Source organism: Mesorhizobium sp. CNPSo 4671 (assembly GCF_057784245.1).
In genome coordinates this window covers 714,351-731,648 of record NZ_JBWLUW010000003.1, presented here as the reverse complement: position 1 = coordinate 731,648, position 17,298 = coordinate 714,351, and the positions used below count along the sequence as shown (strand labels likewise).

The window sequence follows — 17,298 nt, the reverse complement described above, 5'->3', positions numbered from 1 at the left end:
GGCCCGACCTTCACCTCCTCCCGAGGGTTGGCCAACCAAACGGCGCCCGCCGCACCTCCTCCCGCGGCGGGCGTTGTTTCCCCCGGGCAAAATGAATTTGCTCCAAAGGGTTTCGCCCCTTTTCAAAATGCGAAAGAGATTTCGTCAAAGCCGACCTCCTCCCCGGCGATGACGAATACGGTCGATCTTCACCTCCTCCCGAGGATCGACCCCCAAAACGACACCCGCCGGACCTCCTCCCCCGGCGGGGGTTGTTGTTTTCAGGGCAGGCTTTCCCGATCAAGCGTTCTCCCATTACCGCCGCGCGACAATTGCAATCGCGGCGGCAAGCGATTATTCCGGCGCTCATGAGCAAAAACCCTATCCACATCATCGGCGGCGGTCTCGCCGGTTCGGAAGCCGCATGGCAGGCGGCGCAAGCTGGCGTTCCCGTGGTGCTGCATGAAATGCGCCCGGTTCGCGGCACGGACGCGCACAAGACCGATGGCCTGGCCGAACTCGTCTGTTCAAATTCCTTCCGCTCCGACGACGCCGAGAACAACGCGGTCGGCCTGCTACACGCCGAAATGCGGCTGGCCGGCTCCTTGATCATGAGCGCCGGCGACGCCAACCAGGTGCCGGCCGGCGGCGCGCTGGCCGTCGACCGCGACGGTTTCTCCGACGCCGTGACGAAAAAGCTCGAAGCGCATCCGCTGATCAGCATCCAGCGCGAAGAAGTTCCCGGCCTGCCGCCAGCGGATTGGGACCAGGCGATCATCGCCACCGGGCCGCTGACCGCGCCGTCCCTAGCCCAGTCGATCGCCGAAGCGACCGGCGCCGATGCGCTGGCCTTCTTCGACGCCATTGCGCCGATCATCCATTTCGACACGATCGACATGGACATTTGCTGGTTCCAGTCGCGCTACGATAAGGTCGGGCCCGGCGGCACCGGCAAGGACTACATCAACTGCCCGATGGACAAGGAGCAGTACCTGGCCTTCGTGCAGGCGCTGGTCGACGGCCAGAAGACCGAGTTCAAGCAGTGGGAAGGCACGCCCTATTTTGACGGCTGCCTGCCGATCGAGATCATGGCCGAACGCGGCGTCGAGACGCTGCGCTATGGGCCGATGAAGCCGATGGGGCTGACCAATGCGCACAATCCGACGGTGAAAGCCTATGCTGTCGTGCAGCTGCGGCAGGACAATGCGCTGGGCACGCTCTACAACATGGTCGGCTTCCAGACCAAGCTCAAGCATGCCGAGCAGGTGCGGGTATTCCGCACCATTCCTGGCCTGGAAAACGCCGATTTCGCCCGCCTCGGCGGCCTGCACCGCAACACCTACATCAATTCGCCGACCTTGCTTGACGCCTCGCTGCAGTTGAAGTCGCGCCCCGGCCTGCGCTTTGCCGGCCAGATCACCGGTTGCGAAGGCTATGTCGAAAGCGCCGCCATCGGCCTGCTTGCCGGCCGCTTCGCCGCCGCCGAGCGGCTCGGCCACGCGCCGTCGCTGCCGCCGCTCACCACGGCCTTCGGAGCGCTGCTCAACCATATCACCGGCGGCCACATCGTCTCCGACGACGAGCCGGGAAAGCGCTCCTTCCAGCCGATGAACGTCAATTTCGGCCTGTTCCCCCCGGCGGAAGCGGTGAAGATCGAAGGCAAGCGTCTGCGCGGCAAGGACAAGACGGTCGCCAAGCGCCATGCCATCACCTCGCGCGCGCTGGGCGATTGCCGGCAATGGCTGGGGCTGCCGGCGCAGGCGCAAGCTGCGGAATAGCCGCGTGCCTGGATCCGGATTCCGCACGATCCCCCAGCTTCTGCCACCCGGCTTGCGGGAGAACAAGGAACCGTTCGCTGGCGACTACGAGATATACTGGAGCATCTACATCCGCTGCAACAACAAGCGGAAGTTGCGCGAGATCCATATACCGGCGCTTGAAGTGCTGATCGGCAAGCCCCATGGAGGCAAGGGCTGGCTGCTTGAAAACGAAGACTACGACGAGGACCGCGATCGAAGCTTGCAAAGGATCGTTGCTCTGCAGCGTCTAAACGGCCCGTACAACGACCGATTCCTCGTTGATTTCATGAAGACGCTCTATTCGCTGTCGCCCTATTGGACCATCCAAGCCCGCCTTGATCCGTCACATCCTCACGGTGTGTACGTCAACGCGCGATTTGAACGAGAGACAGCTCCGGAGGCCCCGGCAGTTGTCGATGCAATGGTCGAGCTGGAGGGCAGTTTCACGGACGCCATGGGTGGTGAATCCGGACGCTACCTCGGGACGGGTCAACGTATCGGCGGTGATTCTGAACCTGGCGGATCACGATAGATGAGCTACTCCGCCGGCTCTGCACTCACAGCCGGCAGCCCCGGCTTGCCTGCTTCGCCGGGATTTCGCCTGACATAAGCCGCCTTCAGGCTCTCCGACGTATCGCGCGAGCCGTCATGGCTCCAGCCCGGCGGCATAATCAGGTAATTCAGCCGATCGCCGAGCGTCAGGCCCGGCGAAAACGCATCCCTGAACATGCCGATCCACTCGTGAAAGGCCACTTTCAGCGGATTGAAGGTGCCGAGATTCCTAACGATGCCATAGCGCGGCCGGTCCTCTTCCAGCTCTTCGACGAAGGTGCCGAACATGCGGTCCCAGATGATCAGCGTGCCGGCATAATTGGCGTCGAGATAGCGCGGATTGGTGGCGTGGTGGACGCGGTGGTGCGAGGGCGTGTTGAAGATGAACTCGAACCAGCCCCACATCTTGCCGATCGTCTCGGTGTGGATCCAGAATTGCCAGACCAGATTGAAGCCGAAAGTGAAGGCGATCACCGCCGGATGGAAGCCGAGCAGCACCAGCGGCGCCTGCAGCACGAACATGAAGGTGAACAGCCCAGTCCAGCTTTGCCGCAGCGCCGTCGACAGATTGTAGTGCTGGCTTGAATGATGGTTGACATGCTCGGCCCACACCCAACGCACCCGGTGCGCGATGCGGTGATAGATGTAGTAGCGCAGATCATCGAGCAGGAAGGCGACCAGAAACACCCAGACCGACAGGCCGAGATTGAAGACGCGGAACTGCCACAGCCACAGCAGCGCCCAGTAGGAGACGACGCCAAGCAGCAATCCGGCGACGACATTGCCGGTGCCCATCATCAGGCTGGTCAGCGTGTCGCGCGTCTCGAACGAGCCTTTGGCGCGGCCGGTGCGCACCAGCCAGAGCTCGATCAGGATGGCCGCGACGAAAAACGGAATGGCCAGCTGGGTGACCTGCGGAAAATCATAGCTGTCCATCACGCGGCCTCCCTGGCGATATCTGAATGGCGTGGTTCAAGAGCCTTCAGCAAGGCCTGGCCATCGCTGGCATCGGCAAAGCGGAAGCGGCCGCCCTTCCAGGTGAAGTCCGTCAGCCGCATCAGAATTGTGCTGCCCTCGTCAGAGCTGGACACCTTTGTGTCGTCAGCCGTGACGATGCGGGTCAAAAAGCAGTCGCCGACGCTGTGGACGATGCCGATGCGCCCTCGTCCAAGGTCCAGAAATGCTGTTTTGGCATCAGCCGTCAGGCGGATTGCTTGCACCGCCTCATCTGGAAAATCCTCGGCGAAACGGCGCAACGCCTGATCCACATCGGTCAGCGTGGCCGTCTTGCTGCCGCCGGTGAAATGCACAGCGGCAACCGACAGCGCTATGCCAAAGGCAACGATCGCGACCAGAACGGGCAAGCTCATGGATTTCCTCCGGGCCGGCCTGTCGTCTTCGGCGACAGTTCCGGCGCGGCCGAATCCTTAGCACGATTGACGTTTACGTCAAAGTGCCGGCCAGCCCTTGCTCGCCCGCCGCAACAGCAGCCAGTGCCGGCGCAAGGCGGACAGCCGCGCGATGCCGTCGAGCGGGGAATGGCGTGAGCCTTCCATCTTGTCGAGATAGGCGCGCGAGAGTGCCAGCGGCAGGAATGCCGGGCGCAACGACGCCGGCAGTGCGGCAGCGCCCTGCTCGAAAGCAGCATGATGTTCGCGTGCCAGCGCGGTCATCGCCGCTACCGCGGGCTGCGCTCCGGGCCCGCCATCGCCGGCAACAAACTCCTCCGGCGACGAACCCGCGGCTGCCAGTATGTCGGCCGGGATAAAACACTGCCCGCGCTTGCGGTGCAGCGGCAGCAGAAGCAGCAGGCCCGTCATGGCCTGCGCGCAGCCCGCCCTGCCCGCCAATTCGGCGAAGCGAGGCGCCTCGGCGGGATCGAGAACCATTGCGGCAAGCTGGATGAGCGCGGCCGCCGTCTCGCCGCAATAGCCTTCGAGATCGGTGCGCGACGGCATCGGATCGTCATAGAGATCGAAGATGCGCGCTTCGAGCATGTTGTCGAAGGCCAACTTGGGCAGGCGGTAGCGGGAAATCGTCGCCTTCAGCGCGTCGGCGACGGGATGGCCGATGGCTGCATCCTCATTGCCGGCGGCGATGAGATCACGCCACCATTGCAGCCGCACCTCGCCCGGCAACGCTTCGTGGATGCGGTCGCGGATGCCGGCGATTTCGGCATTGAAAGCGTAGAGCGAAAACAGCGCATCGCGCTTGTCGGCCGGTGCGTAGAGCGCCGTGAGGTAGCGGTCATGGTCGGCGGCGCGCACCGCGTCCATGACGATTTTGGCATTTTCGGGCATATCAATCGACGGCGATGAGTGCGGCGGCCACGGCGCGGTCTTCCGCCAAGAGGACATTGTAGGTCCGCACGGCGGCCCCGGTCGACATCGGGTCGGAGGCAATGCCCGCATCTTTCAGCGCCGACCGCAGCGCCGCCGGCAATGGCCGCAAATCCTTGCCCATGCCGACCAGCAGGATCTCAACCTTGTCGGCCTCGGCCAGAAGTTTTTCGAAGTCCGCCACCGTCAGCGCTGAAGCGTCCGCCGGCTCCCAGCCATGGATGCCTGTGGGCAGGCACAGCAGCGAGCCGCGATGCGACATGTCGGCAAAACGGAACCCGCCATTGCCGTAGGCCTCGATCGGCGCGCGGCCGGGGAAATGCGCCTCGCGGATGACGATGCCTTTCCCGGTCGCCACTTTCGTCACCCCTTCGGGGCCGCGCGTCAGGTCGCGACCGCCTTGCCGCCGTTGACCGGCTTCTCCTCGTCAGCCGAAGCCTGCGGCCGCAGCTTGAACAGGATCAGCAGCGGTGCGGCGATGAAGATCGACGAATAGGTGCCGAACACGACGCCGAACAGCATCGCCATGGTGAAGGAGCGGATGACTTCGCCGCCGAACAGCACCAGTGCCAGCAAGGCCAGGATCGTGGTCACCGAGGTGAGCGTCGTTCGCGACAGCGTTTCATTGATGGCGTTGTTCAACAGCTGCGGCAGCGGCATTCGCTTGTATTTTCGCAGATCCTCGCGGACGCGGTCATAGACCACGATCGTATCGTTCAGCGAATAGCCGATAATGGTCAGGATCGCCGCCAGCGATGACTGGTTGAATTCAAGCCCGGTAATGACGAAGAAGCCGAGCGTCATGACCACATCGTGCACCGTCGCCACGATGGCGCCGACCGCGAACTGCCACTCGAAACGGAACCAGACATAGACCAGGATGCCGACCAACGCGACCAGCATGGCGATGGTGCCTTGCTTGGCCAGTTCACCGGAAACCGTCGGTCCCACCACTTCGACGCGGCGGAAATCATATTGGTCCTGCAACTCGCCGCGCACCTTGTCGATGACCGTCTGCTCGGCATTTTCGCCGCCATCCTGCGTGCCGACGCGGATCAGCACGTCATTCGGTGCGCCGAACTGCTGCACCTGCACTTCGCCGATGTTGAGCTCCATCAATCGGCTGCGGATATCGCCGATATTGGCATCGCCGCTCTTGGCCTTCACCTCGATCATCGAGCCGCCCTTGAAGTCGATGCCGTAGTTGATGTCGACCGTCATGAACAGAACCACGGACAGCACCGACAGGAAGCTCGACAGCGCGAACGTCCAGCGGCGAATGCCCATGAAGGGGATTTTGGTGCCAGGCGGAATGAAGGTCACCGGCGCCTTCGGCAATTCCTTCGGGCGAGCCCGACGCAGCCAGATCGACACCAGCAAGCGCGTGAAGGTGAAAGCGGTGAAGACCGTGGTCAGGATGCCGATCGCATAGGTGATGGCAAAGCCCTTGACCGGGCCGGTGCCGAGATAGAACAGCACCACGGTGGCGATCAGCGAGGTGACGTTGGAATCGACGATCGTCGCCAGCGCCTTCGAGAAGCCGGTGTCGATCGCCTGGATCACCGAGCGGCCGGCGCGTCGCTCCTCGCGTATACGCTCGTAGATCAGCACGTTGGAATCGACCGCCATGCCGATGGTCAGCACGATACCGGCAATACCAGGCAAGGTCAGCGTCGCCCCAAGCAGCGACAGCACACCGACGATCATCGCCACGTGCACCGCCAGCGCGATGTTAGCGAGGAAACCGAGGAAGCCGTAAGCGACGAACATGAAGGCAACGACAAGGATCGAGCCGATAATGCCGGCGACCTTGCCGGCATGGATCGAATCCTGGCCAAGGCCCGGACCGACAGTGCGCTCTTCGATAACCGTCAATGTCGCCGGCAGCGCACCGGCACGCAAAAGCACAGCCAGATCGTTGGCGCTCTGGGCGGTGAAATTGCCCGATATCTGGCCGGTGCCGCCGAGGATCGGTTCACGGATCTGCGGCGCCGAGATCACCTGGTTGTCGAGGATGATGGCGAACAGCTTGCCAACATTCTGCGAGGTCGCCTGGCCGAAGCGGGCAGCGCCCTTCGAATCGAAGCGGAATGAAACCACCGGCTCGTTGTTCTGCGAATTGTACGTCGCCTGGGCGTCGACCAGGTTTTCGCCCGAAACGATGACGCGGTTTTCGATCAGATACGGAACCGGCGGATCGTCCTGCGAATAGAGCACCGAGGAGCCCGCGGGCGGGCGCCCCTTGAGCGCGTCCTGCACCGGCATCGACTGATCGACCATCTGGAAGGTCAGCTTTGCGGTCTGGCCGAGGATTTCCTTCAACCGCTGCGGATCCTGCAAGCCTGGAACCTGGACAAGGATGCGGTCGTCGCCTTGACGCTGCACGATAGGCTCGGTGGTGCCGAGTTCGTTGACGCGGCGCTCGACCACTTCGATCGACTGCGCCAAAGCGGTCGACGTGCGGTATTTGATGCCAGCGTCGGTGACGGTGAACTTGAGCAGGCCGGGCTCGGAATCGTCGAGCGACATTTCCTGGATGGAGCCACCCGTGAACAGGCCGGCGGCAACAGGATCGGTCAGGGTCTTCAACGCCGTCTTCGCGGCGTCGAGTTGGGCTGGATCCGTGATGCGGACCTGCAAGGTCCGTCCAGTGCCGCCAAGGCCGGTATAGCCGATCTTGGCGTCGCGCAGCAGCGTGCGGATTTCGTCGCGCGTCGTCTCCAGCCGATCCTTGATAAGGTCGTTCTGGTTCATCTCCAGCAGGATGTGCGAACCGCCCTGCAGGTCGAGGCCGAGCGTCATCTGCCGCTTCGGCACCCAACTCGGCAACTGGGCCAGCGTGCTGGCGGGGAACAGATTGGGCGCGGCGAGGATCACTGTGATGGCAACGGCCACCCAGATCAGGATCATCTTGAAGCGCGAAAAATACAGCATATGGCGTCGTCCGTCAGAGCGTGTCCGCGGATCGCTCCGCCTGGAATTGGATTATTTCTTGGCGTTCTGGTTGGCCACCGGCTCGCCCTTGACGCGCACATCGGCGATCGTCGAGCGCAGCGCCGTCACCTTGGTGCCACCGCCGAGGTCGATCTCGAGCTCGTTGTCGTCGATCACCTTCGTCACCTTGCCGACGAAACCGCCGCCGGTGACGACCGTGTCGCCGCGACGGACCGCCGCCAGCATCTCGCCGCGCTTCTTCAGCTGCGTGCGCTGCGGGCGGATGATCAGAAAATACATGATCACGAAAATCAGGACAAACGGCAAAATGCTGATCAACATATCGGGAGAGGCGCCGCCGATGCCTTGGGCGTATGCCGGTGTCACGAACATCGAGAGTACTCCTGAATTTTGAAAACAGCCGCCAACCGTCCTGCGGAGTTTGGCGGCCCCTTGAAATTTGGCCGGAATATAGTCGGTAAAGTTGTCAATGCAACTGCGCGGCCGGGCAAATCGGCTGCTTTTCCGGCCTGTCGGGCCGTGTTAGAGCATGATCGCGAAAAGCGCGAGCCGGTTTTCCGAAAAGATCACGCTCGAACAAAAGGTTGGAACCGGTTTCGAACCCGACGGATTCGAATGGGTCCCGCCTGCCCGCCCAGGAAACGAACCAAAAGACCCGAAATGACCGACAGCACCATCGACGCCCTCAACAAGAAACTCGACCGCCTGATCGAAGCTGTCAGCCGCCTCGCCCCGCCGCCGGTGCCTGAGACCGACCTCGGCGAGGCCGACTGCTTCGTCTGGCAGGCGGATCCCGGCTATCTGGAGCCGGTGCGCAAGGTCAACCGCGTCGACATCGGCCTGATCCGCGGCGTCGACCGTGTCCGCGACATCCTCGTCGACAACACCGAGCGCTTCGCCGCCGGCTTTGCCGCCAACAACGTGCTGTTGTGGGGCGCGCGCGGCATGGGCAAATCGTCGCTGGTCAAGGCCGTGCATGCCGAGATCAATGCCAAGGCTAAGTCGGAGTTGCCGCTCAAGCTGATCGAAATCCACCGCGAGGACATCGACACGCTGCCCAAACTGATGGGTCTGCTGAAGGCGGCCCCCTTCCGCGTCATCCTGTTTTGCGACGATCTGTCCTTTGATCATGACGACACCTCCTACAAGTCGCTGAAGGCGGCACTTGAAGGCGGCGTCGAGGGCCGCCCGGCCAATGTCATCTTCTACGCCACCTCCAACCGGCGCCACCTGCTGCCGCGCGACATGATCGACAATGAGCGCTCGACCGCCATCAACCCGTCCGAAGCGGTCGAGGAAAAAGTCTCGCTGTCCGATCGTTTCGGGCTGTGGCTCGGCTTCCACAAATGCTCGCAGGACGAATATCTCGAGATGGTCAACGGCTATGCCAGCCACCATAGCCTCGACATCGACCCCGAGCAGCTGCGCGCCGAGGCGCTGGAATGGGCGACGACGCGCGGCAGCCGCTCAGGCCGCGTCGCCTGGCAGTTCACGCAGGATTTGGCCGGCAGGCTTGGCAAGCCGCTGAAGGATTGAGGCGTCTCACTCGGGTGGCCGCGCTCGTCGCAAGTCGCGCGGCGTTTGGCCAATCTCGCGGCGCATCCAATGCGCTAGATGTGACTGGTGCGCGAAGCCCGTCAATTCCGCCACCTCGCTTGTGCTGAGATCGCCTTGCTGCAGCAGGACGCGCGCGCGTTCGACGCGGCGTCGCAACACATACCGATGCAGGGTGACGCCGGTCGCCACCTTGAACCATGTCCGCAAATGCGAACTGCTCGCGCCGGCAGCCCGGGCTAGTCGATCGATCGAGAGCGGCTCATGCAGAGCAGCTTCAATGTGCTCCAGAACGCGCTTGAGTTGGGTATCCGACAAGCGGTTCGTTTGCTCGATCTTTATATCATCGAGGCTAAGCAGCCTGACCGCGAGCGCGGCGCCAATGCTGTCCGCAAACAATGAGCCACTAGGCGCGCCTAAATCGAGATCGCTCTGGAGTGCGCGAGCAAGATGCTCGATGCGCTGGTCACGAAGCAAATGGCGTGTGTCGAGCCGCGACGCCGGCGCCCTGCCGCCAAGTTCCGCCGCCACCCTTTCCATCAAGGCTGGCTGCAAGACAATCTCGACCGTGTCGAAGGGAGTTTCAGCCTCGAAGCCGCCCTCCTCGCCGGCCGGCACCAGGTCGATATCGCCGGCACGCCTGACGAAATAGCGCCCAACCTGATTGCAGTAGGAGCGTGTCGCCGCGCTGGCATGCACCATGATGCGATGGTGTGGTGCCCGGGCAAGGCGATGGACGCCCGCCTCGATATGCCGGGAAACCATTGTCACGTCGGATGGAGATCGGGCCGGAGCGAATTGCGGACGCATGCTCTCTCGATTCATGGCGAAACCTGTTCAAGATTTGGCAATTCCCGCGCGATTTTCAATGCCGCGAACCTGTACGCACGCCTCTCCATCAAGCTTGGAAGAGAGGTTGCCATGAGTTTCTATGTTGTTGTCGGCGCAGGCCCGGTTGGACGCGAGACCGCCCGCCTTCTCGGTGAACAAGGACATGATGTCGTTCTCACCAGCCGAAGCGTCGGTTCGAATGCGTTGCAGAACGTGCGGACCATACAGGCCGATGCCACGGACGCCTCGGAACTGTCGCGTATCTGCCGAGGCGCCGATGCCATCTTCATGTGCGCCATGGCCGCATATCATCGGTGGCCGACCGACTTTTTCCCCATCATCGACGGCACCGTGCGCGCGGCCGAAGCGGTCGGCGCGAAGCTCATCGTGCTCGGGAACCTCTATGGTTATGGGGAAAATGCCGACAGCCCGCTTCGCTCGGATCTGTCCCTGGACCCGACGTCGAGAAAGGGAACGGCCAGGACGATCATGTGGCAGCGGGCGGTCCGTGCCGATGTACCGGCCATCGAAATACGCTCCAGCGACTATCTCGGACATGGCGCCATCAGCTACTTCTCGCTGGTCGCGCTGCCCTCCATCATCGAGGGCAAGCCCACCGCCTTTATCGGAGACCTCGACGTGACTCATGCCTGGACCTTCACCAAGGACGTCGCGAGCACGCTGGTTGCGGCCGCTCACTACAAGGATGAATGGGACCGGGCATTTCACGTTCCCTCGCAATACGCCTCACCCAGGGAACTCATCCAGAAAACCGCGGTGATGCTCGGACAAGAGGTTCCAGCGATACGCTCCTATTCCGTCGCCGAGATGGAAGCCTTGGGCATGCATGAGCTCATCGAGATGAGCTATCTTTTCGAGAGCCCCTTGCTGGTTGATGCCTCCGACACCGAGGCGCTTCTGGGGGTGAAGGCCAGTAGCCTCGAGGAGATGATCACCGACACGCTGCGCGATCATCTGTGAATCCCGCAGGCGGGCTTTTTGCACAAACTGAAAAAGCCCGCTCCTTTCGGGGCGGGCTGAGCCGGCGGGCCGGACTGGAGGTCAGACGGCCCGCAAATCGCTTTTTTTATTCTATTCGAGATAGGTCGAGGGATCGACCGGCGCCGAGTTCTTGCGCACTTCGAAGTGCAGTTTCGGCGAGTCCGTCGTGCCGCTCATGCCCGACAAGGCGATTTCCTGGCCGCGCTTGACCTTCTGGCCGCGCTGCACCTCGATCGAGCTGGCATGACCATAGACGGTGACCAGGCCGTTCTCGTGGCGCACCAGCACCGTATTGCCGAATTCCTTGAGCCCGTCGCCGGCGTAGATGACGACGCCGTTCTCGGCCGCCTTGATCGGCGTGCCCGAGGGCACCGCGATATCGACGCCGTCCTTGCCGGATCCGAAACCGGAGATCACCCGGCCGCGCACCGGCCAGCGCATCTTGCCGATGCCGGTGGCATCCGGCGCCACCGCCTCGTCATCCTCAGCCTGCTGGATGACCTTCGCGTCTTTCTTCGGCGGCGTGTAGGATGCCAGCGTTTCCGACGGCGTGGCCTTTGCCGGGGGCTGCGTGGTTGCCGTGGTCACCGGATCGACCTTCGCCGGCTTGGCGCTGGCGACCGTCGCGGTTCCGCCGGCCGGCACCTTCAGGGTCTGGCCGATCTTGAGCAGGCCATCCTTCATGCCGTTGGCCTGCTTCAGCGCAACGACGCCGACGCCGGTCTTCCTGGCGATCGAGGACATCGTGTCGCCCGACTGGACCGTATACGTGCCGGGGGCGCCGGTTGCCTTGGCGACCTGCGCCGGCTTGGGCTCCTTGGGCTGGCTCGCGGCGGCCGACGCATCGACCTGCGCGGCGGCCTTGCCCTCCTTGAGCTTGGGCTGCTGCGGCAGGACGGCGACCTTGTCCGGCGCGGTGGCCGGCAAATCGCGCTTGCCATCCTTCGCCGACCCGTCCTTCAACTGCTTGGCGTCGGCGACCTTCGGCTCGGCCTTGCTCGAATAGGCATAGGCCGGAATAACGATCTTCTGACCGGTCTTCAGCCCTTTGGTCGGGCTGAGACCATTCACCTTCATGATGACATCGGCCGGAACCTTGTAGTGCGCGGCCAAGCCGGAAATGGTCTCGCCGTCCCTGACGACGATTTCGGTCGCGTGCGGCCTGCCCGCCTCGGCCACCTTCGGCGCGTCGGGCTGGGCATTCTTGAATGGCTTGGCGGCAGGCTCGACAGTGCCGGTTGTTGTCCTGTCGACATGGGGAGCGGGCCGGACCATGGCGGGTGCCGACGCAACACGCACCGGATTGGCGGCGGGCGCGAGAGCCGGCGCGGGTTGCGCCTGGGCAGAAACGGGCGGCGGCAACGGCCGGCTCGAAACCGGTTCAAGGCTGGAGCGGCTGACCGACTGCGTGTGGCTGCCGTCAAGCGGCGCGGCCGACACATCGCCCGGATAGGGCTGCACGGCATCCTGCTTGTTGATGATGGCGCGCTGATTGTTGGTCGAGGAAGTGAAGACATCGTCGACACTGTTGAACCGCGAAGCCTGGGAACTGCACCCGGCGGCCGCGCCCGCAATCATGAGAACAGCGCAGCCCCGCGCCAGATTGCGACTATTTGTCTTCAAAACACTGAGTTGCATCGCACTAACCCGCACAAACTCTGCACCAACTGAGACAGGATTAAAGCGCGTTAATGTTACTGGGCGGTTAACCCATTAGAATCCGACGAAAATTTTCTTAAAACATTTTGGGGATAGCTGGAGGCATGGATCATGAGGCCGAACAGGTGTTCGACCGCGGATCAGTGCTCTGCCGGAAACTAGATCACCGCGGCGACGCTGCGCAGGATCGGCTGCAGCCGCACGAGGCCGATATCCTCGCGCTCGAAACGGCTGCCGACCTTGGTGAGCTTGGCAAGCACCTGCTCGCCCTCCTCCGGCCCGATCGGTGCGATGACGATGCCGCCGCTCGACAATTGGTCGAGCAGGAAGCGCGGCAGGCTGTCGAAAGCCGCCCAGGCGACGATGCGGTCGAACGGCCCTTCGGCCGGCAAGCCGCCGGAGCCGTCCGTCTGGCGTACGATGACGTTGCCGATGCCGAGCGCCTCGAAACGCTGCCTGGCCTGCTCGACAAGCGTCTTGTAGCGATCGACGGTGACGATCCGCGCCGCCAGCCGCGACATCACCGCCGCCGTATAGCCGGAGCCGGTGCCGATCTCGAGCACGCGGTTTCCCGGTTCGATGGCAAGAGCCGCGATCACCGCCGCCTGCATGTCGGCGCCTTCGATCGCCTCGCCGCACTCAATCGGCAGCATGCGGTCGGACCAGGCGATCTGGTGGAAGTGGGGCGCCAGGAAACCGCGCCGTGGTGTCGCCTCGAAAGCCGCGATCAGCGCTTTCGGCACGGTTCCCCTGCCGCGCAGGCGCAACAGGAAAGCGGCAAATCCTTCGCGGTCATCGATTGGCAGGTTCATGCAAGCGCCTTGCTCAGCTGGTCACGGATCTCATGCGCGGTGAGGTCGAGTTGCAACGGCGTCACCGACACCAGGCGGTTGCGCAGCGCGTAGAGGTCGGTGCCGTGCTTGCCCTCAACCGGCTCGCGGCCGAAGCGCAGCCAGTAGTAAGGCAGGCCGCGCCCATCACGGCGCTCGTCGACCCACAGGCTGTGCACGAGCTTGCCTTGCGTGGTGACCACCGTGCCGGCGACCTCTTCGGGCAGGCAGTTGGGAAAATTGACGTTGAGCAGCACGCCGTCCGGCAGCGGCGTCGCGACGAGCTTCTTCAGCAGTGCCGGCGCCAGCGCCTCGGTGGTCTCGTAAGGCACGACGCGATCCTCGCCGACATAGGAGTAGCCCTGGCTGAGCGCGATCGAGCGGATACCGAGCAGCGCGCCTTCCATGGCGCCGGCGACGGTTCCCGAATAGGTCACGTCGTCGGCGATGTTGGCGCCCGAATTGATGCCGGACAGGATCAGGTCAGGCGCGCCGGGCAGGATCTTCTTCACGCCCATGATGACGCAATCGGTCGGCGTGCCGCGCACGGCGAAATGCTTCTCGCCGATCTTGCGCAGCCGCAACGGCTCGGAGATCGACAGCGAATGCGCATAGCCGGACTGGTCCTGCTCCGGCGCCACCACCCAGACATCGTCGGACAGTGTGCGCGCGACGCGTTCAAGCGACGCCAGGCCCTCGGCATGAATGCCGTCGTCATTGGTCAGAAGAATGCGCATTACTTCGCTTCGATCTTTGCCAGACCGCCCATGTAAGGCCGCAGCACTTCAGGAATGGTTACGCTGCCATCCTCATTCTGGTAGTTTTCGATGACAGCAATGAGAGCGCGGCCGACAGCGGTGCCCGAACCGTTGAGTGTATGGACGAAACGGTTGCCCTTGCCATCCTTGTCCTTGTAGCGGGCGTCCATGCGCCGCGCCTGGAAATCGCCGCAGACCGAGCAGGACGAGATTTCGCGATAGGCGTTCTGGCCGGGTAGCCAGACTTCGATGTCATAGGTTTTGCGTGCGCCAAAGCCCATGTCCCCGGTGCACAGCACCATGGTGCGGAACGGCAATTCCAGCCGCTTCAGCACTTCCTCGGCGCATTGCGTCATCCGCTCATGCTCGGCGAGTGAGGATTCCTGGTCGGTGATCGACACCAGTTCGACCTTGTAGAACTGGTGCTGGCGCAGCATGCCGCGCGTGTCGCGCCCGGCCGAGCCCGCCTCGGAGCGGAAGCACGGCGTCAGTGCGGTATAGCGCAGCGGCAGCTTTTCATGCGCGGTGATTTCCTCGCGCACAAGGTTGGTGAGCGGCACTTCGGCGGTCGGGATCAGGCCAAGCCTGCCCTCCCCGTGCTTCACAAAGAACAGGTCCTCCTCGAATTTCGGCAACTGGTTGGTGCCGAAAAGCACATCGTCGCGCACCATCAGCGGTGGGATCACTTCCTCATAGCTATGCTCGGTCGTGTGCAGGTCGAGCATGAACTGGCCGATCGCGCGCTCCATCCGCGCCAACCCGCTCTTCAACACAGTGAAGCGCGAGCCCGACAGCTTTGCCGCCCGCTCGAAATCCATCATGCCGAGCGCTTCGCCGATCTCGAAATGCTCCTTCACCCAGTTCGGCCGCGTCGGCAGCTTGCCGAAAATGTGCTTGACCACATTGTCATGCTCGTCCTTGCCGACAGGCACGTCTTCGAGCGGCACATTGGGCAGCACCGCCAGCGCGTCGTTCAGCGCCTTGTCGAGTTCGCGCTCGCGCGCCTCACCATTCTGGATGAAGGTTTTGATCTCGCCGACTTCGGCCTTCAGCTTTTCGGCGAGCGCCGCATCGCCCGAACGCATGGCGTTGCCGATCTCCTTGGAGGCGGCGTTGCGGCGCTCCTGCTTGGTCTGCAGCTCGGTGACGTGTTCGCGCCGCGCCTCGTCCCTGGCGATCAGCCCATCGACGGTGGACTGCGCCTCAGCCGCCGACCACGAGCGCTTCACCAGCGCCTCGACAAGGGCCTTCGGGTTGTCGCGAATCCATTTGATGTCAAGCATGGTTTATCCGTCCTCAGCTATGCGAGAGGGCGTAAACCGCATCCTTGATTGATGCAAGATAGACCGGGCAGCGACTGTCTCTTTCCGACGCTGCCTGTTGTTTTACGAAGCAGCCGGCGCTGGAGGCTCGTCCGGCGTTTTATCGGCCACGGTTTCCCCGGCCTCTTGCTTCTCGCGTGCCAGCCGCTGCTTTTCCTGGTCCCGCTCGATCCAACGCGCGGCCCAGATCGAGACCTCGTAGAGAAGGATGGTCGGAATGGCCAGGCCGATCTGGCTCATCGGATCGGGCGGCGTCAGCACGGCCGCAACGATGAAGGCAATGACGATCGCCCATTTGCGCTTTTCCGCCAGCGCCTTGGACGACAGCATGCCGACGCGCGTCATCAGGCTGGTCACCACCGGCAGCTGGAACACCAGGCCGAAGGAGAAGATCAGCGTCATGATGAGGCTGAGATATTCCGACACTTTCGGCAGCAGCGAAATCTGCACCTGGTCGTCGGTGCCGACCTGCTGCATGGCGAGGAAGAACCACATCACCATCGGCGTGAAGAAGAAATAGACCAGCGAGGCGCCCATCAGGAACAGGATCGGCGACGCGATCAGGAACGGCAGGAAGGCGTTGCGCTCGTTCTTGTAGAGGCCGGGCGCGATGAACTTGTAGATCTGCGTGGCGATCAGCGGAAAGGCGATGACCATGCCGCCGAACATGGCGAGCTTGACCTGCGTGAAAAAGAATTCCTGCGGCGCGGTGTAGATCAGTTCGACCTTGTGCGGATCGAGACCCGCCCACTTCGTCGCCCATTTGAAGGGGACGACCAGAAGGTTGAACAGCCTCTTGGCGAAGAAGAAGCAAACCAGGAAGGCGACGAAGAAACCACCGAGCGACCAGATCAGCCGCCTGCGCAACTCGATCAGGTGCTCCATCAATGGCGCCGACGACTTTTCGATCTCGTCCTTTTCCTTGTCCGAAACGCTCACTTGGCGGCTCCCGCCGTCTTCTTGGACGCCGGCTTTTTCACCGCGGCAGGCTTCGGTTCGGCTTTCGCCCCGGTCTTTGCGGCAGTTGCCTTGGTAGCAGCCGCCTTGGCGGCGGCGGACTTCGTCGAGGCGGCGGCTTCAGGCTTTGCCGCCGTCGCGGCCTTTGTCGACGTTTTAGGTGCGGGTGCGGCTTTTGCCGTCACCACCTTCGCCGAAGTCACGGCCTTGGACGGCGCTTTCGCCGCCGGCGCCGTCTTGACGGCTTTCTTGGCCGCGGATGCCTTCGGCGCCACGGCGGGTTCCGTGGGTGTCGCCACCACCGATTCATCGGTCATCGCCGGGAAAATCGGCGTTGGCGGCGCGACCTCTGGCCCGCTGACGCCAGGCATTTCCGTCGCGCCATTCTTCAGTGGCTCGGCCGCCTGTGGGGTCGAAGCAGCGGGTGCCGAGGGATCGGCCGCCGGCTTCGGCTTCATCGCCGCGTCGACACCGGCGCGCACATCGGCGGCCGCCTGCTCGAACGGATTGAGCTGCTTCTTGATTTCGGCAACGGGGCTGAGGCCCCTGAGCTCGTCGACCGATTTCTTGACGTCGTCGAGCTCGGCTTCCTTCAGCGCTTCGTTGAACTGTTTCTGGAAGTCGGCGGCCATGGCACGCAGCTTCGCCGTCGTGCGCCCGAAGGTGCGCAGCATATTGGGCAAATCCTTCGGCCCGACGACCACGATCATGACGATCGCAATCACCAGCATTTCGGTCCAGCCGACTTCAAACATGGCACT

17 protein-coding genes are annotated in these 17,298 nt (G+C 63.1%); 4 read left to right on the top strand and 13 right to left on the bottom strand.

Annotation, left to right across the window (positions count from 1 at the left end):
* Positions 1 to 347 precede the first annotated feature (347 nt).
* Positions 348 to 1,757 carry a methylenetetrahydrofolate--tRNA-(uracil(54)-C(5))-methyltransferase (FADH(2)-oxidizing) TrmFO gene (trmFO, locus tag AC04SF_RS11710; protein ID WP_488477907.1) on the top strand — a complete coding sequence of 470 codons (1,410 nt, stop codon included), beginning with the start codon at positions 348 to 350 and terminating at the stop codon, positions 1,755 to 1,757.
* 4 nt (positions 1,758 to 1,761) lie between these two features.
* The gene (locus AC04SF_RS11705) at positions 1,762 to 2,310 is read left to right on the top strand and encodes a hypothetical protein (RefSeq protein WP_488477906.1); all 549 of its coding nucleotides are present in this window, start codon (positions 1,762 to 1,764) and stop codon (positions 2,308 to 2,310) included.
* 5 nt (positions 2,311 to 2,315) lie between these two features.
* On the opposite strand, the gene AC04SF_RS11700 is transcribed toward AC04SF_RS11705, so the two are convergent.
* The 6 genes from AC04SF_RS11700 to yajC all read right to left on the bottom strand — a co-directional run bounded on the left by AC04SF_RS11700 (position 2,316) and on the right by yajC (position 7,996).
* The gene (locus AC04SF_RS11700) at positions 2,316 to 3,266 is read right to left on the bottom strand and encodes a sterol desaturase family protein (RefSeq protein ID WP_488477905.1); all 951 of its coding nucleotides are present in this window, start codon (positions 3,264 to 3,266) and stop codon (positions 2,316 to 2,318) included.
* Positions 3,266 to 3,700, bottom strand: coding sequence for a hypothetical protein (locus AC04SF_RS11695; protein ID WP_488477904.1), 435 nt, complete (start codon positions 3,698 to 3,700; stop codon positions 3,266 to 3,268). Before AC04SF_RS11695 ends, AC04SF_RS11700 begins: the two co-directional genes overlap by 1 nt.
* 78 nt (positions 3,701 to 3,778) lie before the next feature.
* Complete coding sequence (locus AC04SF_RS11690) at positions 3,779 to 4,630, bottom strand: phytoene/squalene synthase family protein (protein ID WP_488477903.1); 852 nt, start codon at positions 4,628 to 4,630, stop codon at positions 3,779 to 3,781.
* 1 nt (position 4,631) lies between these two features.
* Positions 4,632 to 5,027, bottom strand: coding sequence for an Mth938-like domain-containing protein (locus AC04SF_RS11685; RefSeq protein WP_488477902.1), 396 nt, complete (start codon positions 5,025 to 5,027; stop codon positions 4,632 to 4,634).
* A 26-nt stretch (positions 5,028 to 5,053) separates the two neighbouring features.
* On the bottom strand, positions 5,054 to 7,603 hold the full coding sequence (gene secDF / locus AC04SF_RS11680) for a protein translocase subunit SecDF (protein WP_488477901.1): 2,550 nt from the start codon (positions 7,601 to 7,603) through the stop codon (positions 5,054 to 5,056).
* 51 nt (positions 7,604 to 7,654) lie between these two features.
* The gene (gene yajC / locus AC04SF_RS11675; RefSeq protein ID WP_027043763.1) at positions 7,655 to 7,996 is read right to left on the bottom strand and encodes a preprotein translocase subunit YajC; all 342 of its coding nucleotides are present in this window, start codon (positions 7,994 to 7,996) and stop codon (positions 7,655 to 7,657) included.
* 288 nt (positions 7,997 to 8,284) lie between these two features.
* Here yajC and AC04SF_RS11670 point away from each other — a divergent pair, with 288 nt between their 5' ends.
* Complete coding sequence (locus AC04SF_RS11670) at positions 8,285 to 9,160, top strand: ATP-binding protein (RefSeq protein WP_202350107.1); 876 nt, start codon at positions 8,285 to 8,287, stop codon at positions 9,158 to 9,160.
* Between the two features lie 6 nt (positions 9,161 to 9,166).
* Here AC04SF_RS11670 and AC04SF_RS11665 read toward each other — a convergent pair whose 3' ends face one another.
* A complete protein-coding gene (locus AC04SF_RS11665; protein WP_488477900.1) occupies positions 9,167 to 9,988 on the bottom strand; it encodes a helix-turn-helix domain-containing protein in 822 nt (273 codons plus the stop codon).
* A gap of 111 nt (positions 9,989 to 10,099) precedes the next feature.
* Here AC04SF_RS11665 and AC04SF_RS11660 point away from each other — a divergent pair, with 111 nt between their 5' ends.
* Entirely contained in the window at positions 10,100 to 10,990 is an 891-nt protein-coding gene (locus tag AC04SF_RS11660; RefSeq protein ID WP_488477899.1) for an NAD-dependent epimerase/dehydratase family protein, read from the top strand.
* A 111-nt stretch (positions 10,991 to 11,101) separates the two neighbouring features.
* Here AC04SF_RS11660 and AC04SF_RS11655 read toward each other — a convergent pair whose 3' ends face one another.
* The 6 genes from AC04SF_RS11655 to tatB form a co-directional block, all read right to left on the bottom strand.
* Positions 11,102 to 12,649 (bottom strand): peptidoglycan DD-metalloendopeptidase family protein, encoded by a 1,548-nt coding sequence (locus AC04SF_RS11655; protein ID WP_488477898.1) that lies wholly within the window; start codon positions 12,647 to 12,649, stop codon positions 11,102 to 11,104.
* 179 nt (positions 12,650 to 12,828) lie between these two features.
* Positions 12,829 to 13,482: a protein-L-isoaspartate(D-aspartate) O-methyltransferase gene (locus AC04SF_RS11650; protein WP_488477897.1), complete on the bottom strand. Its 654-nt coding sequence runs from the start codon at positions 13,480 to 13,482 to the stop codon at positions 12,829 to 12,831.
* Positions 13,479 to 14,237, bottom strand: a complete 759-nt coding sequence (surE, locus tag AC04SF_RS11645) for a 5'/3'-nucleotidase SurE (RefSeq protein ID WP_096446758.1) — start codon at positions 14,235 to 14,237, stop codon at positions 13,479 to 13,481. The genes AC04SF_RS11650 and surE overlap by 4 nt, the downstream gene beginning before the upstream one ends.
* On the bottom strand, positions 14,237 to 15,541 hold the full coding sequence (serS, locus tag AC04SF_RS11640) for a serine--tRNA ligase (protein WP_488477896.1): 1,305 nt from the start codon (positions 15,539 to 15,541) through the stop codon (positions 14,237 to 14,239). Before serS ends, surE begins: the two co-directional genes overlap by 1 nt.
* Before the next feature lie 102 nt (positions 15,542 to 15,643).
* A complete protein-coding gene (gene tatC / locus AC04SF_RS11635) occupies positions 15,644 to 16,519 on the bottom strand; it encodes a twin-arginine translocase subunit TatC (protein WP_095199903.1) in 876 nt (291 codons plus the stop codon).
* Positions 16,516 to 17,292 (bottom strand): Sec-independent protein translocase protein TatB, encoded by a 777-nt coding sequence (gene tatB / locus AC04SF_RS11630; protein ID WP_488477895.1) that lies wholly within the window; start codon positions 17,290 to 17,292, stop codon positions 16,516 to 16,518. The genes tatC and tatB overlap by 4 nt, the downstream gene beginning before the upstream one ends.
* Positions 17,293 to 17,298 lie beyond the last annotated feature (6 nt).

Excerpts from the sequence above, each read along its gene's own strand:
- serS (WP_488477896.1), bottom strand. The coding sequence starts at position 15,541 with ATGCTTGACATCAAATGGATTCGCGACAACCCGAAGGCCCTTGTCGAG.
- AC04SF_RS11700 (WP_488477905.1), bottom strand. The coding sequence starts at position 3,266 with ATGGACAGCTATGATTTTCCGCAGGTCACCCAGCTGGCCATTCCGTTT.
- AC04SF_RS11665 (WP_488477900.1), bottom strand. The coding sequence starts at position 9,988 with ATGCGTCCGCAATTCGCTCCGGCCCGATCTCCATCCGACGTGACAATG.
- AC04SF_RS11650 (WP_488477897.1), bottom strand. The coding sequence starts at position 13,482 with ATGAACCTGCCAATCGATGACCGCGAAGGATTTGCCGCTTTCCTGTTG.
- yajC (WP_027043763.1), bottom strand. The coding sequence starts at position 7,996 with ATGTTCGTGACACCGGCATACGCCCAAGGCATCGGCGGCGCCTCTCCC.
- AC04SF_RS11670 (WP_202350107.1), top strand. The coding sequence starts at position 8,285 with ATGACCGACAGCACCATCGACGCCCTCAACAAGAAACTCGACCGCCTG.
- AC04SF_RS11655 (WP_488477898.1), bottom strand. The coding sequence starts at position 12,649 with ATGCAACTCAGTGTTTTGAAGACAAATAGTCGCAATCTGGCGCGGGGC.
- AC04SF_RS11660 (WP_488477899.1), top strand. The coding sequence starts at position 10,100 with ATGAGTTTCTATGTTGTTGTCGGCGCAGGCCCGGTTGGACGCGAGACC.
- secDF (WP_488477901.1), bottom strand. The coding sequence starts at position 7,603 with ATGCTGTATTTTTCGCGCTTCAAGATGATCCTGATCTGGGTGGCCGTT.
- AC04SF_RS11690 (WP_488477903.1), bottom strand. The coding sequence starts at position 4,630 with ATGCCCGAAAATGCCAAAATCGTCATGGACGCGGTGCGCGCCGCCGAC.
- trmFO (WP_488477907.1), top strand. The coding sequence starts at position 348 with ATGAGCAAAAACCCTATCCACATCATCGGCGGCGGTCTCGCCGGTTCG.
- tatB (WP_488477895.1), bottom strand. The coding sequence starts at position 17,292 with ATGTTTGAAGTCGGCTGGACCGAAATGCTGGTGATTGCGATCGTCATG.
- AC04SF_RS11695 (WP_488477904.1), bottom strand. The coding sequence starts at position 3,700 with ATGAGCTTGCCCGTTCTGGTCGCGATCGTTGCCTTTGGCATAGCGCTG.
- surE (WP_096446758.1), bottom strand. The coding sequence starts at position 14,237 with ATGCGCATTCTTCTGACCAATGACGACGGCATTCATGCCGAGGGCCTG.